Annotated in this window: 15 protein-coding genes and 1 pseudogene; 9 read left to right on the top strand and 7 right to left on the bottom strand. The window is 38.7% G+C overall.

Features of this window, described 5'->3' with window-relative positions:
- Positions 1-109 precede the first annotated feature (109 nt).
- The 3 genes from I6F40_RS11880 to I6F40_RS19715 form a co-directional block, all read right to left on the bottom strand.
- Positions 110-2,365, bottom strand: coding sequence for an aminotransferase class V-fold PLP-dependent enzyme (locus I6F40_RS11880; RefSeq protein ID WP_166379045.1), 2,256 nt, complete (start codon positions 2,363-2,365; stop codon positions 110-112).
- Positions 2,366-2,500: 135 nt separating this feature from the next.
- Positions 2,501-3,577 (bottom strand): AI-2E family transporter, encoded by a 1,077-nt coding sequence (locus tag I6F40_RS11875; RefSeq protein WP_166379043.1) that lies wholly within the window; start codon positions 3,575-3,577, stop codon positions 2,501-2,503.
- Positions 3,570-3,788: a hypothetical protein gene (locus I6F40_RS19715; RefSeq protein WP_166379041.1), complete on the bottom strand. Its 219-nt coding sequence runs from the start codon at positions 3,786-3,788 to the stop codon at positions 3,570-3,572. The genes I6F40_RS11875 and I6F40_RS19715 overlap by 8 nt, the downstream gene beginning before the upstream one ends.
- A gap of 377 nt (positions 3,789-4,165) precedes the next feature.
- Here I6F40_RS19715 and I6F40_RS19890 point away from each other — a divergent pair.
- The 5 genes and pseudogenes from I6F40_RS19890 to I6F40_RS11855 form a co-directional block, all read left to right on the top strand.
- Positions 4,166-4,403: pseudogene (locus I6F40_RS19890) on the top strand (hypothetical protein); the annotation flags it as partial.
- Position 4,404: 1 nt separating this feature from the next.
- Positions 4,405-5,862 carry a M48 family metalloprotease gene (locus I6F40_RS11870; RefSeq protein WP_197192968.1) on the top strand — a complete coding sequence of 486 codons (1,458 nt, stop codon included), beginning with the start codon at positions 4,405-4,407 and terminating at the stop codon, positions 5,860-5,862.
- A gap of 53 nt (positions 5,863-5,915) precedes the next feature.
- Positions 5,916-6,263 carry an arsenate reductase (glutaredoxin) gene (arsC, locus tag I6F40_RS11865; protein WP_197192967.1) on the top strand — a complete coding sequence of 116 codons (348 nt, stop codon included), beginning with the start codon at positions 5,916-5,918 and terminating at the stop codon, positions 6,261-6,263.
- The gene (gene wrbA, locus I6F40_RS11860) at positions 6,263-6,817 is read left to right on the top strand and encodes an NAD(P)H:quinone oxidoreductase (protein WP_010555076.1); all 555 of its coding nucleotides are present in this window, start codon (positions 6,263-6,265) and stop codon (positions 6,815-6,817) included. The genes arsC and wrbA overlap by 1 nt, the downstream gene beginning before the upstream one ends.
- Positions 6,814-7,257, top strand: a complete 444-nt coding sequence (locus tag I6F40_RS11855; RefSeq protein ID WP_197192966.1) for a DUF2069 domain-containing protein — start codon at positions 6,814-6,816, stop codon at positions 7,255-7,257. Before wrbA ends, I6F40_RS11855 begins: the two co-directional genes overlap by 4 nt.
- A gap of 100 nt (positions 7,258-7,357) precedes the next feature.
- Here I6F40_RS11855 and I6F40_RS11850 read toward each other — a convergent pair whose 3' ends face one another.
- Positions 7,358-8,695 (bottom strand): ankyrin repeat domain-containing protein, encoded by a 1,338-nt coding sequence (locus I6F40_RS11850; protein WP_166379031.1) that lies wholly within the window; start codon positions 8,693-8,695, stop codon positions 7,358-7,360.
- A 402-nt stretch (positions 8,696-9,097) separates the two neighbouring features.
- Positions 9,098-9,691: an MlaC/ttg2D family ABC transporter substrate-binding protein gene (locus I6F40_RS11845; protein ID WP_007583914.1), complete on the bottom strand. Its 594-nt coding sequence runs from the start codon at positions 9,689-9,691 to the stop codon at positions 9,098-9,100.
- A gap of 244 nt (positions 9,692-9,935) precedes the next feature.
- Here I6F40_RS11845 and I6F40_RS11840 point away from each other — a divergent pair, with 244 nt between their 5' ends.
- Together I6F40_RS11840 and I6F40_RS11835 are read left to right on the top strand one after the other, a co-directional pair.
- On the top strand, positions 9,936-10,472 hold the full coding sequence (locus tag I6F40_RS11840; RefSeq protein ID WP_101217409.1) for an acyloxyacyl hydrolase: 537 nt from the start codon (positions 9,936-9,938) through the stop codon (positions 10,470-10,472).
- Between the two features lie 126 nt (positions 10,473-10,598).
- The gene (locus I6F40_RS11835) at positions 10,599-10,745 is read left to right on the top strand and encodes a DUF2897 family protein (RefSeq protein ID WP_007583912.1); all 147 of its coding nucleotides are present in this window, start codon (positions 10,599-10,601) and stop codon (positions 10,743-10,745) included.
- Positions 10,746-10,798: 53 nt separating this feature from the next.
- Here I6F40_RS11835 and I6F40_RS11830 read toward each other — a convergent pair whose 3' ends face one another.
- The gene (locus I6F40_RS11830; protein WP_197183497.1) at positions 10,799-12,169 is read right to left on the bottom strand and encodes a YjiH family protein; all 1,371 of its coding nucleotides are present in this window, start codon (positions 12,167-12,169) and stop codon (positions 10,799-10,801) included.
- Positions 12,170-12,235: 66 nt separating this feature from the next.
- Entirely contained in the window at positions 12,236-13,297 is a 1,062-nt protein-coding gene (bamC, locus tag I6F40_RS11825; RefSeq protein WP_007583910.1) for an outer membrane protein assembly factor BamC, read from the bottom strand.
- Positions 13,298-13,657: 360 nt separating this feature from the next.
- Between bamC and I6F40_RS11820 the strand changes: the two genes are divergently transcribed.
- Both I6F40_RS11820 and bcp read left to right on the top strand, forming a co-directional pair.
- Positions 13,658-14,191, top strand: a complete 534-nt coding sequence (locus I6F40_RS11820) for a glycine cleavage system protein R (RefSeq protein WP_007583906.1) — start codon at positions 13,658-13,660, stop codon at positions 14,189-14,191.
- A gap of 11 nt (positions 14,192-14,202) precedes the next feature.
- Positions 14,203-14,682 (top strand): thioredoxin-dependent thiol peroxidase, encoded by a 480-nt coding sequence (gene bcp / locus I6F40_RS11815; RefSeq protein ID WP_002963124.1) that lies wholly within the window; start codon positions 14,203-14,205, stop codon positions 14,680-14,682.
- Positions 14,683-15,044: the final 362 nt, after the last annotated feature.

Genomic DNA, 15,044 nt, shown 5'->3' with positions numbered 1-15,044 from the left:
TTTTTATAGTTATTCACTAATTACTAGGACCTGTTTACCTTGCGAGCAAATAAACCTTAAAAACAAAAAATCGGCCCTAAAGCCGATTTTGTATAAATTACAACCTTTTTTAATTACTAAGCGCTAACCCGCCACTTAGGTTATAAACCGTTTTGTATCCTAGCTGCATTAAATTAGTTGCAGCAATTTTTGAGCGGTTACCACTACGGCATAATAAAATGTACTTGTTATTTTTTTTTAATTGGCCTTCAAATACCGCATTTGCCATTCTGCTAAGTGGTATATTTAATGTTTTTTCATCTAGCGTATTAAATAACTGAGCAACATTATTTGCTCCATGCTCATACGGCTCCCGGGTATCTATTAAATATGTATCGCTGGTGTTTAACATTACTTTAGCGTCATCAAAATTTAATTGCTGTGTATCAACCTCAGGTAACGCATTTACATAACCACACAATTGCGTGTTAGCTACTTGTTTTGAAGCGTCGTACTGCTGTTTTTGTATTGTAAATTCATCAACTGAAATACTGCCGCTCACTAACGCATCAAGTAATGGCGTTTGGTTTTGCTGTACAGCCCAGTTCATGGCAAAACATTGTTGGTAGTCGTGCCCTGAGCAAATAATGCTGGTGCTATTAAGCTGCTCGCTCATTGCTAAAATAGAGTGTGCCATTGCTTTTGCATCCCCACCTATAAGCGATGTATTGCCAAACCCTGCAGGCAGTATTAAATCACCACAAAAACAGTAACGCGTTTCGCTATTACTGTTTTTTAATAAATAACTTACGCTATCTTTGCTGTGCCCAGGTGTAGCTACTTTTTCAAGTACGTCATTTGCCAAGTTAATACTTGCTGTATTTAGCGGCCAACCGAGCAAATCAACCTCACCTTTTACAACTCTTGATGCAAGAACGTTGGTTAGTAAATTAGTCGCTGACTCTCGCTCTTGATGCAGATGAGTATTAAGCACCGCCGATATAGTTAAGTTTTGTGTATTAGCTATTTTTTCAAAGCGCGGAATAAGCTCAATAATAGGATCGATAATTACAGCGTGTTTATCATCGCTCACATAAAGCCAACTACATGCACCTTGGTGCCTAAATTGAGTAAGGCCCAGTGCGCATACTTCTTGTTGTGGTGTGGTGCTGTCAGATACGATTAAGCAGTTTGCCTGGAGTATTGCTTTAAGAGCGCGAATACGCACACAAGCATCATCAATATCATGTTGTGCTGCAGCAGGTCCAAACGATAGCCTAATCGCGTTTTCGCTTTGCCACTTACTTACACCCATTGCATCTAAAACAAAACTTGTTGATGCGCCTGTACTACAAGCCGAGCCACCACTTACGCGAATGCCCGCAGCGTCAAATAAATCAATCACTTCTTTGCTCGTTAAATCGTTAACAGCAAAGTTAAGTGTGGTAGGCACGCTATAAGCAAAATCATGATTGAATGTAATATCGCCAAAGGTGTCTTCTAATGCGCTTTGTAACTGGCTTCGATAAGAGTTAAGTATGCTAATTGGTTTAAATGTATCGTCTGATTTATCAAGCAACATACTAAATAGCTTATTTAACCCTGCAATACCGGGTAGATTTTCGGTGCCTGAGCGCATTCCACTTTCTTGACCGCCACCCGCTATAAAAGGTGTGTACGCACTGCCACTACGTATATATAAAAAGCCAATACCTTTAGGTGCATAAAGCTTATGCCCCGAAAAAGGTGCGTAATCTATTGTTGTATCACTCAGCGCGAGCGCTTGTTTACCGAGCGCCTGCACGCAATCCACCATCCACGATACATTTTTATTACGGCTACGAATTACCTGCTCTATAGCGGGTAAATCTTGATATACACCAGTTTCGTTATTAACGGCCATGGTACAAATCATCAAAGTGTTATCTATATGTTTAGCTATAAAATCTAAATCTAAAATACCGTTACTATCAACCGGAATAGCAAGCACCTCAGCATTAACGTCAAGTACGCTATTCCAGTGCTTGAGTGTATTTGGCACCGCTTTGTGCTCAGTAGCGCCATATAACAATACGGGGTTTTTAATCGGGTGTTTTTTAGCATCAATTAACGTAGAAACCACCGCAGTTTGAATGCCTTCTGTTGCGCCAGAGGTAAATAAAATATCGCCATTACTTGCGCCAATAACTGTGTGTGCTTTTTGACGTGTTTGTTCTAATAAATGCTTGGCTTGTATACCTGTAATGTGCGGGCTTGAAGGATTACCAAAACATATTTGCATGGTATGAGAAACAACATCAGCAATACAAGGCAACACAGGGGTCGTTGCGTTTGCATCAAGGTAAACTTGTTTTACTGGCTCATCGTGCAATAAAAACTCAGACATTAAAAAACGCACCTTATTACTAAAAAATATATCTTATTACCAATAGTACATAAATTTACAGGTAATGAGTAATAATCAATTAGCACTAGAGGTGCGTTTACTATGCTTTTTTAGACTAAAAGTCTGTTTACTTAACTATTCACTGACCTCTTTACTTATCTCTTCATGTGTTGACGACCAAGCTGTTATTAGCGCTTTTACTAATGATGCCAACGGGATGGCAAAAAATACGCCCCAAAATCCCCACAAGCCACCAAAAAATAATACCGCGACAATTATAAATACCGGATTTAAATCAACCGCCTCAGAAAATAATAGTGGTACAAGTACGTTGCCATCAAGCGCCTGAATAATTCCGTAAATAATTAAAATGGTCCAAAACTGTGTTTCTAATCCAAACTGAAACAGCGCAACTGCCGCTACAGGAATAGTAACGAGTGCCGCGCCAATAAATGGAATTAATACCGACAAACCAACAAGCACACCAAGTAGTGCGGCGTAGCGTAAATCTAAAACAGTAAATGCAATAAAAGACACACCACCAACAATTAAAATTTCAAACACTTTACCGCGAATGTAATTCATAATTTGTTGATTCATTTCGTGCCACACTTGCAAAATCAAGCGTCGTTGCTGCGGGATCAGTTTAGCAATACTCCCCGTTAGCTCCAGCTTATCTTTAAGCATAAAAAACACCAGTAACGGCACAAGTACTAAATATATAAGCCACGCAACAACATCTTTTAATGACGTAAGTGAAAACGACAATACAGTTTGACCAAACTCAATGATTTTAGCTTCTAACGTTGCAACAATAGCTTGTACTTGATCTATGTTAATTAAACTTGGGTATTGTTCAGGTAAAGCCATTAAATAAGACTTCCCTTGCTCTAACATATGCGGGGTTTCTTGCACTAAGTTACTGGTTTGCTTCCAAAGCACTGGGCCAATAACTAAAATAAGGGTGAGCATAATGCTAATAAATATCAACATTACAATAATCGTTGCAGTAAAACGTTTTAAGCCAACGCGTTCTAAATGAACAACCGGCCAATCAAGTAAATAAGCGATAACCAATGCTACAAGCACAGGGACAATTAACGAGCCAAAAAAGTAAAGTAAGGCCACTGAGGCCAATAATAAAAATAATAAGGTAGACGAATGAGGATCCGAGAACTTCCTTTCGTACCATGTTTTTACGTATTCAAACATGTAATGGCTCCACTAATAACAACCCACGTTGTTTATCAAAATTGTAACTATAAGCATTTTTTTGCAAAAAACGTTCAATATCGTTCGCACTTTCACCTTTATTAAGACTAAAAGTGATGTTTTTTTTTGATAATTGCGCACTTCGCAGCGCAAGTTTAAACTGCACAAATTGCTGAGGACATTTAAACTCTTTCAAATCGCGCTCTACCATAACTGCTTTATCCGTATAGTAAATGAATAATAAGTCGGATATTTACGGTCTATGTATTCATAGGACGTGAACCGTTGTAACTTTATATTAAAACAATAGCTGTAATAGTTTATTCTTATAACATAACTAACAGTATGGATAAGTTAATACTTGGGTGCATAATAAAGCGCAACTACTAAGTAATCCAATACTCAAATAGATTAATTGGTTAAAAAAATTAATTGGCTCGAACTGCCGAAATAGTTTTGCTGAAATATACATTAAAAATAAACCCTGTATCGGTCTAAACAACATATTTATAGATAAAGATCTCGAGCTTTAATACAGCCTTTTGCGTAAAAATGTTATTGTTAACTAATCAAAACTAATTAATTACTCAATTTATTGGCTTTTATTTTAAGCAAGGTGAGAAAGCAGATAAAGCTATTATTTTACATGCACATAAAGTAGTACATAAAATTATTACTTTTTTACAGCGAGAATTGAACGTTGTAAAGCTTGATGGAGTCACAATAAAAGAACTATACCAATTTGTGCGAAAAAGACAGCCGTGCAAACAGTGACGAAATAGACATAGCCAAAATTGCAATTGGCGAACAAATTAACAAGGAATAAAATGCAGCTAAAATCAGCATTTATCACTTTATGCAGTGCCGCACTTACGTTTAGCTTATTAGTAAGCGAACCTTTGAAAGCGCAAACCAACTTTACACTTCCTGATTTAGGAACATCTGCATTACAAGCGCTGCCTCTTGAAAAAGAACAAGCTATTGGCGAAGTAATGATGATGCAAATACGAGGTTCATCGCCAGTTATAAACGACCCTGTGCTAGATGAATACCTCACGACTATTGGACGTAAACTTGTTGCTAATGCTAACGATGTACGTTTTCCGTTTTCGTTTTTTTGGATAAATAACTCAGAAATAAACGCGTTTGCATTTTATGGTGGGCATGTAGGTGTACACACAGGGTTAATAGCTCAAGCCGATAACGAGAGCCAGTTTGCCTCGGTACTTGGTCACGAGATTGCTCACGTAACACAGCGCCACTTAGCACGTAGAATACAGCAGCAACAAGATAACAGCGCGCTGACCATTGCCGGTATGATTGCAGGTATATTAGCAACCGTTGTTGCACCCGATGCGGGTATTGCCATTATATCAGCCAGCCAAACACAATCTGCTTTTAGCCAGCTAACCCATAGCCGCTCTGCGGAGCAAGAAGCTGACCGCATAGGCATGCAAACACTTAATAATGCAGGATTTGATCCCCGTGCATCGAGTGAGTTTTTAACTAAACTGGCAGCGCAAATTCGTTATAAATACAAGCCACCGGCATTTTTGCTAACTCACCCATTACCAGAGAGTCGTGTATCAGATGTACGTTTGCGTGCAGAGCAATTTCCTGTGCGCCTTATGAATGCGAGCCTTGAGTTTAATTTAGCAAAAAGTCGAGTGCTTGCGCGCTATGACAACAAACCAGAAAACGCAGAAGATCTATTTAGAAAACTACTTCGCGAAAATAGCTATGATAATACCGCTTTAAAGTACGGTTTAGCTATTAGTTTACTTGATCAAAAAAAGCTTGATGAAGCAGCCCCAATACTAGACGAGCTTTTAAAAAACGATCCTAAAAACCTATTTTATATAGATACCCATACCGATTTACTTATTGCACAAAAAAAGGCAGATGAAGCCGTTAAGTTTTTAGCGGATTTAAATCAGTATCGCCCTAATAATCAGGTAATTACACTTAACTATGCCAACTCAGCACTTGAAGCTGAGCAATATGAGCTTGCTGAAAATATTTTAAAGAGTTTTTTACTCGAAAAGCCAGATCATAACTTAGGCAAACAACTCCTTGCAGACGCGTATAAAAAACAAGATAAACTAGCCTCTTATCACGAAGCTAACGCCGATGTATTAGCGCAATATGGTGCTTATTTAAAAGCCGCAGACGAAGTACAAAAAGCACTTAACTTCGTAGAGCCAACTGAGCTTGTAAAGCAACAACGTTTAAAAGCACTACTTACCCAGTATCGACTTTTACAAAAAGAGCTTGCAAGACTTTAAGTCTGCAAGCGCTTACCCTAAAATAGACGCAATTCACACTTTGGAATCATTTTATGTCTGTTACTATTTACCACAACCCTCGTTGTTCTAAATCACGCGAAACGCTAGCACTACTGCAAAGCAAAGCGATAGAGCCAAGCATTGTAGAGTATTTAAAAACACCTCTTACACACGATCAAATTTCAACGCTTGTAAGTCAACTTGGTTTTTCGTCAGTACGTGAATTAATGCGCACAAAAGAAGATGACTACAAAACGCTTAATTTAAAAGATGAAAGCAGTGAATCAGCATTAATAGACGCCATGGTACAAAATCCAAAACTAATTGAGCGCCCTATTGTAGTTAATAACAATAAAGCAGCGATTGGTCGTCCACCAGAAAACGTACTAAGCGTTTTATAATGAGTGCAACCATAGTGGTGCTTTATCACTCAAGCCATGGCTCAGTTGAAGCGATGGCCCACGAAATAGCAGAGTCGATAGAGCAACAAGGTGCTAGTGCACTACTTCGCACCTTTGTGGCTAAAAATGCGCATGACATTGTGATCACCAAAGATGACTTAATAAATTGCGATGGTTTGGCATTTGGTACACCAACCCGATTTGGCATGATGGCCTCTCAAGCTAAAAGCTTTTGGGAAACCACCAGCGACTTGTGGCTAAAAGGCCAGTTAATAGATAAGCCAGCGTGTGTGTTTTCGTCATCAAGCAGTATGCATGGTGGTAATGAAGCAACCTTACTTAACTTATCTCTGCCACTATTACACCACGGTATGATGCTACTGGGCGTGCCGTACGATGTACCCGAACTACTTGCAACACAAACAGGTGGAACGCCATATGGTGCAACACACGTTGCTGGCAGCGCTAACAGTGCACAACTAAGCAAAGACGAAATTAAAATATGCCAAAGCGTTGGTAAACGCCTTACTCACATTGCGAGAAAACTAAAATGAATACAGCTGACAACCCAGCTAAAAAGCCGATTACGATAAAATTCCAGCGCACCGCACTCTTTGGCTACATTGGATTATTTATTTTAATGCCACTGTGGATGTATGTAGTCCCCCCTCAAGAAGGCCCTCTTGATGTGATGTCGCTTTTTCTACCAATCATTCCGTTATTACTCCCGCTTAGAGGCATAATAAAAGACAACACTTATACTTACGCGTGGGCTAACTTTATTGTAATGCTGTATTTTATACACGGGCTTACAATGTTGTGGGTTGCACCAGATGAATTAATTTGGGTATTGCTAGAGCTTGTATTTGCCTCCGCTATGTTTATTGGTTGTACTTACTATGCAAGGCACCGAGGACAAGAGTTAGGATTAAAAATACGAAAGCTTAAGGAAGAACTTGCTGAAGAAAAAGCAGCAAATGAGCACGGTAAATAGATCCCATACCTAAACCAATTTGGCTACTCCTAACGAGCTAAAAATAAAAAACGCGCTTAAATTGCTTTAAGCGCGTTTTTTTTTAACTGTTTAAAAGTGACTAAACCAAATCACTCAAGGCAGCTAGCACCACAATACTTGCCAACCCTATTTGAGCAATTAAGCTAATAAACGAAAAGCCTCTAAGCACAAATAAACCCCAAGGGTGTTTAATATGTGGGTATAACGCACAGCGTTTTAAGGTGGTCGCAAAGAAAAAACAAATCACTGCCGCCATAGTTAGACTCAGCGTCAGCTCACTTTTAATGGAGAGTGTTTCATCAAAAAAGAAGAACAACTGCAGAGGCAGCAATATAGTGACAATAGCGTGCAGCACATGTACTTTTTTAATACGATCAAACTGCCCTTCCGGCGAAAGCTCTTTAATACCAAAATCACGCTCTAAGCATTTAACCAAGTTATTAGCTTTAATACTAACCGCCAAACGGTAACAACTTAAGCCTTCTTTATTGCGCGCTCTAAAGTTATAGCCCGCTTTAATAAGCAGCACCATTAACGATTCATTTTTAGCAAATACGGCATAATGAAGCGCTGTGTTACCTAGATTATCAACCGCTTTTTTGTCTTGCTTTGCAAGTAGCGTTTCAACCACATTTACAAAGCCTTTTTCGGCGGCCCACATAAAGGCTGTTTTATTGTTTTCATCAGCAAGAACACCTGTAGCGCCTTGCTCAATAAAACGCATTGCCATTGTTTGCTTGGCTGTTTTTTTACGTAGGTGCGTTAATAAGGCTTTTTCTAACAATACAACAGAGTCAACATCAGGAGAAACTTGTGTAAGCAACGTAAAGTAGTCTTTCCCTGATGCTACTTTTTCGCTGGCAAGTTCACATAGCATATCTAAATCAGCAATAGACTCTGGGATAAATGCACTTAAACGCTCTCTAAAATCAACTTCTTTCCAAAGGGCTAATGTATCCTTTGCTGAAAGTTTACTTTTATTATTTAGCGCATGCTCAATTAACGTGAAATAGCGTTTACTAAAAAACAAATCGACTAAAGACAGTGGCGTATCTATGGTATTTTGTGCAGCCACACTTGCGTATTTTTCAAGGCGTTGGCACAACATAAGTACTAAGCTTTCAGGGGTATATTCATTATCATAGTAATGGCTTTTAACCGCACTAATATACGCTTGTCCGTCTTCGTCATACTCAGAGATATGTTGAAAGTAACATTCTTCAAATGGTTCTAGCGGGGTTAGCCATGCCAAATAATAAATAGGCGGCAGCACGGTGGTGCATACACCATCATCTTCATTTGTAGAACGACAAGCAGGCCAGGCTTCCAAAGCATCTAAAATAAAGGCACCGTTTTGTTCTACCAGTCCTTTAATGAGTAATGGGTATTCCTTTGGCCAAATCAGTACATTTTCCATTAAAACAACACAACTCCAGTGTGGCTTGGGGGTGGTAAGTTATATCAGCTTTTAGCTGACACCACGCTTAATCAAAGTATCGATATTCTAGCACACCTTTGTTTTGCAGCTAGCGCAAAGTTGCGCAATAACAACAATCCTTTAGGATTATACCAACTCGCTTAATTAAGTGATTTATTTTGAGATAGGAAACCGTGTGATAGCAAGGCAAGAATTTCGTTATTTAGTTGTTCTAAATGAGAAATTTTTAACGTAGCTAGCGTCAGGTTTGCCCCCTCAAAATGATTAAGTATCATTGCGGATTGGTATTATCCTTAGCAAAAATATAAAAACGGCCAACTACTTAAGTAATTGGCCGTTTTTGAGGTTGGAGTTGGGCTTAATCAGAGCCAGACAAATAGTCTATTTACTTTTTAACTCGCTAATAACTTGATCTAAACCCACTTCAGAAATACGTTGAATAATCTCTTTTTGCTTAGCACTTAATAGTGAAATACCTTCGGCAACAATATCGTATACTTTCCACTCATCATTTTTACCTAAACGAAGCTTAAAACTTAAGTCGATTGTAGGCGCATTTGGCTCAATAATTTGTGTATTAACTGTTGCGTACTCAGAGTCACTTTTTGCGTTATTACGCTCAAATACTACTTTTTGACCTGTGTACTTCATTAGTGCACCAGCGTATGTACCTGTTAAGTAATGCTCTACTGCATCTATAAATTGAACAGCCTGTTCGCGCTCAATGCCTTTAATGTGTTTACCTAATAATTTAAACGACACAAACTTAACATCAATATGTGGCATTAAACGTTTTTCAACAATGGCAGCCATCGCTTCTTTGCTTGCTGTGCCTTTTGAGTTTACTTGACCAATATCTGCAAATAGCTTATCGGCTACTGATTCAAGTAACTGATCTGGCGATTGCTGAGTTTGTGCAAATAGCGAACTACTAAAAAAAGCAGTGGCTAAAACGAATAGTTTAAAGAGTTTCATAATTGTATATGTCTGTGTGATTAAGATGGCTGTAATTTACGCGAACTATACGCAATAAAAAAGGCACAAATAAGCAACTTATTAATGCCCAAATCGCACCAATGAAATAACTAAAATAAATTCAAGCAGTTAGAAACCACCGTTAACAGCTCATATACAACCGGCATTTTGTCCTCATTGTAATTGTTAATAGGTCGCCCTTATCATTTAGTTATCACTTGAATCAGACAAACATTTGGCACCTATGAAAACGTCACTTAAAACACTTATTATCTCTTTTGTATTAGTAGCTTCACTTTTTGGCAAACTTGCTTTTGCTCAATCGAACCACGGTTATGCAGTTGATTTTCTCAAAGGCGAAGGTAACGTAAACGGCGTTAAGCTTGCGTATCAGTATCATGCACCTAGCATGCAAAATATAATTGGTGATGCACGCTTTTACTTTGAAACCAGCGTAAATATGTGGGAATACCGCCACGGCGATGAAACACAATCAAACCTAGTACTTGCTATGTCACCAGTGCTGCAATTTCCTGCATTTAGTTTTAACAACACCCCATTTTATGTAGAAGCAGGGATTGGTGTATCACTGATTGATGAAACGCAGTTTGCCGGTAAAAACATAAGTACTCACTACCAGTTTGAAGACCGCATAGGGCTTGTTGCCGACTTTGGCCACACCAATGTTGCCCTTAGAGTTATTCACTATTCAAACGCAGGCTTTAAAGAGCCAAACCCAGGGCTTAACTTTTTAACGCTTTCGGTAGCTAGACGTTTTTAAGGTTATTGATTGTGTTTAAAGTTATTGATTGCGTTTAAAATTATTGATTGTGTTTTGAGTAATTTAATTGCTGTTATAGCGTAAAACGGTCACACTTAAACGTACTAAATATTAAGTGATACTGCGATGCAAACTTGGCATATTGTAATTATTGTCGCCGTTGTTTTTGCTATTGTCATTGGTAATATTGCGCTGATTAGACTCTCTGCAAAAACGGAGTTTAAAAAGCCCAACGCCAATATTAAAAATACAACAGACACAAAAAAGCCCTGATTAATCAGGGCTTTTTCAATAATACCAATTCGCTTAATTATATTTTCGTTAATTTAGCCTACTAACCAATGCGCCATTAGCGCAATAACAGGTAAAGTAATTAGCGTTCGCAAAATAAATATAATAAACAACTCTAAAATATTTACCGGTATTTTACTGCCAAGTAAAAGTGCGCCCACCTCAGACATATAAATAAGCTGAGTTACACTCATTGCGGCAATAATAAAGCGCGTTACATCACTTTCGATAGTCCCTGCAGCTAATATTGACGGAATAAACATATCAGCAAAGCCTACCATAATAGTTTGCGACGCTGCGGCTGCTTCGGGTACTTGTAATAACTCTAAAAATGGCACAAACGGCATACCTAAATACTGAAATATAGGCGTATGCTCAGCAATGATCAGTGCAAATGTACCTACCGCCATAACCACAGGCAATACACCAAACACCATATCAAGCGCGTTATGTAAGCCCTCTTTTATAGTACCTTTAACACCCGTTGAGTTATCTGCTTTAGCTAATGCAACATCTAACGAATGACCAAATAAGGTTTTATGACCCGGAATTGTTTCAGCGTCTCTATCTGGCTCGGTGCCATCAATCAGTAAGTCTTTTTTAAAGCGCAGTGGCGGTAATCGCGGCACAATAATAGCGGCAACAATACCGGCTAAACATACCGTTGCGTAAAACGGTGCAAATAGGTATTCAAGTTTAACTTGCCCAAGCACCACTAAACTAAACGTAATTGAAACCGCTGAAAACGTAGTACCAATAATAGCCGCTTCGCGTTGTGTATAGTGCTTTTGATCGTACTGCCTTGCAGTCATCAAAATACCCACACTGCCATCACCTAACCACGATGCAGTACAGTCAACCGCACTTCTACCTGGTACACCAAATACAGGGCGCATTACTTTAGTCATTAACGTACCAGCAAGCTCTAGTAGACCAAAGTTAATTAGTAGCGGCAGTAATAAGCCCGCTAAAATAAATACCGAAAACAACACTGGCAATAAGTCATTTAATACCAGCGCGCCAGTATTGGCCGAGGTAATCATCTCGCTGCCTAGGCTTAAGTACGTCATTAAACCAAACGCCATACCAAATAAGCGTACCACCAGCCATGTCCAGCTCACATCAAATAAATGCTTTAGCAAAGGTGAGTTACATATAGCGGCGGGTTTAAACACTTTAGTAATTACAGAAATAACCCCTGTAATACAAATAATGAGAGTAATAATTGCTTGAGCAGAGCCAAGCATCATTGCTTGAACCGCTTTTGCCATAACGGCAATAGGAATGGTCATCCCTTGCGAGGTACTAATGGGTGTCATAAATAAAAATACACCAATTAACGAAGGAACCAAAAAAGTAAACCAAGTGCGCCACGTGTAGTGTGAACGTTCAGGTAGCTGAGACATATTTATTAACCTATAAAAACCACAAAAAGAGCATATCGCTCTTTTTGTGGTAAAACTTATTATTATTTAAATTTTAATGCCGCGCTGAATGAGTGCTGCTTCTAATGCTTGTTGTAAACCATTCATAGTACCTGGCTCAAGCGTTTCGCCTTTGTCATCCATCCACGTTAAGCTAGTACCGCCTTCTTTAGTTTTACTTACTAAAATTTGGTATTGGCCTTCATCAATAGGTAGTTGAGCTACGTCATCACCCCAAATTGAATCCCAAACACTTGTTTCTGGTTTAGTGTAATCAGCAGTAATTAAGCCCGTATCTGGGTTAATTTCAACAATAGTGAACGACAAGCGCTCTAAAAATCCAGAGAAACGGTCAAACACAGCTTCGTAAGATTGCTCAGTTACAAGTGCTGCATTACCTTTGTTATCAAAGCCCATTTCAAGAGAAATAATACCTTGGCGTTTACGCATATCAACTTCAAGTTGACGGTAACGGTAATCAAACTCGCTCACTACTTGGTTAAGCGCACGTACTTCTAACTGCTGCTTTAACAAATCAGTTAGCGTATGGTCGCCTTTAAAATCTATCAGCTCTACACGTAAAGACGCAGTACGCTGATGTGACTTTTCTTCAATAGTGAATCTAAATTTTTCTAAGTCATCGTTAACTTCATCGCCCCACCACCAAAAACCTTCTTCGGTTTTAATAATTGAGTACCAATCAGTTTCAATAGTACCTAATAGCTTGTCTTCTTTAGTGGTTGCTGCATTGTTATCAGCAAGGACTGATTGAATCGTGTCCCAAAGAAATTCATCTAAATCAGCAATGCCATCGTTTTTATCAAAATAAATACGCGCTTGTTTATCTGTCTCTTCTACCCAACTGCCTTTAGCAATTGTTAATACTTGTGCCGGTGGGCGGTAATTTGTAGCTTCAGGATTGTTGTCGTATTGACCTACATCCATTTTATAAACTGGGTCTTGAGCTGGTTGAGATAACGACGTTGGTGCTTTTACAGGCTCATGCGTACGATAGTTACGCTCGTCATGTGCCTTATTAATAAATACACTACACCCTGATAAACTTACCAATACACTTACTGCAAGTGCTTTTGGGATCCAATACTGCACAGATATTTCTCCTTAGCATACCCTTTAATTGTTTTAACAAATATATGAGTGGGTAATGCCGATTTGGTTCAGTGTAAAATCAATATTAACTTTACATTTATTATTTGGCTGCCTAAATGCAATAAAGTTCAGCACTTCAACTTAGCAATAAAACTAAGCGCAAATAAGCAAATTTTAGCTATGGTACTTTCCCGTGCCAGTAAAAACAAGAAACACCGCACTTTAAAAGCGCTTAATTAGCGTGTGCTGTAGTTTAGAGCCCTTTTTGTGTTAAACTTCGCCGCCGTGCAACTTCTCGTGTGTATTTTTTGGTGTTGCCAACTCGGTTGATATAATCCAAGTAACAAGGTATTTGAACTCATGACTGCATTTTCAAATCATCAAATTGTTTTAACAGCGATTGGCGAAGACAGACCCGGTATAGTAAGTGAACTAACCCAACTGGTTAGCGATTGCCACTGCAACATTATTGACAGCCGTATTGCTATTTTAGGCTGCGAATTTACCTTCATAATGCTACTAAGCGGCGACATGTCGGCAATAAGCCGCATAGAGCACGTACTGCCCACTAAAGCCATGGAACTTGGCCTGCTAACCATGATGAAGCGCACAGCGAGTCATACTCCTAGCGAATTTTGTGCAGGTTACACCCTAGAATACACAGGCATAGACACCCCTGGCACATTGAGCAAAGTAACGCGCTTTTTTGCCGACAATAATATTAGTATTTGCTCACTTAAGTCAGACACTTATTCCCAAGAAGACAACATTAAAATGCGTTGTGAACTTGAATTCAACATACCTGTTGATGTAGATATAGATCAATTTAAAATTAGTTTTGAGAGCCTTTCTCACACACTAAACGTAGATTATATTTTTAAACGAATTCGTTAAGGATGCTAAACATGAACACAATTAGTCCATTACAAGCTGGCGATACTGCACCCGCTTTTAGCCTACAAAACCAAAACGACGAAACAGTAACATTAAGCGAGCTGTTAAAAGAGCAACAAGTGCTTGTGTACTTTTACCCTAAAGCGTCAACGCCGGGCTGTACTGTACAAGCCGAAAACCTACGCGATGAACAAGCACAGCTTGCTAAATTTAACACCCGCGTTGTAGGTATTAGCCCAGATCCAATTAAGCGCCTTAAAAACTTTGAAACTAAAAAAGAGCTTAATTTTGATTTATTAGCCGATGAAGACCACGCCATTGCAGAAGCATTTGGTGTATGGGGCTACAAAAAGTTTATGGGAAAAGAGTACGATGGTATTCACCGTTTGACGTTTTTAGTAGGCCAAGACGGTAAAATTAAACACCTATTTGATAAGTTTAAGACTAAAGATCACCATCAAGTCGTGTTGGATTATCTTGCAGCAGAATAAGCTAACGGCTGAGTAAGCCAGCAGCTTGGTAAGTTAGCTACCAGCTATTAGACAAATACAGAAAAGCGTTGCTCAAGGGCAACGCTTTTTTTATGCCTATACATTTGCGCTATATAAAACTTAAATAGCAATAGAGTAAATAATTTGTTAAAACTGCCAAAGCACTTATTATTAGCACCTTGCCAATTGGATATTTAAACCTTGAATAAAAGCCTAAAATTTAAACTTTATTTAACTGCATTAATCATCTGTATTATTGGTTTTAACTTTTCAGAACCAAGTATGCAATTTTACTCAAACCCGTTTTATATCGGTAGTTTCGTTTTCGCTATTGCGCTTATAATCTCTGTAATTAATTACGC

It is taken from the genome of Pseudoalteromonas sp. SWXJ133, assembly GCF_015864365.1.
Classification (GTDB): domain Bacteria; phylum Pseudomonadota; class Gammaproteobacteria; order Enterobacterales; family Alteromonadaceae; genus Pseudoalteromonas; species Pseudoalteromonas arctica.
Note: the sequence above shows the minus strand (reverse complement) of the source record. Positions and strands in the feature narration are given on the sequence as shown.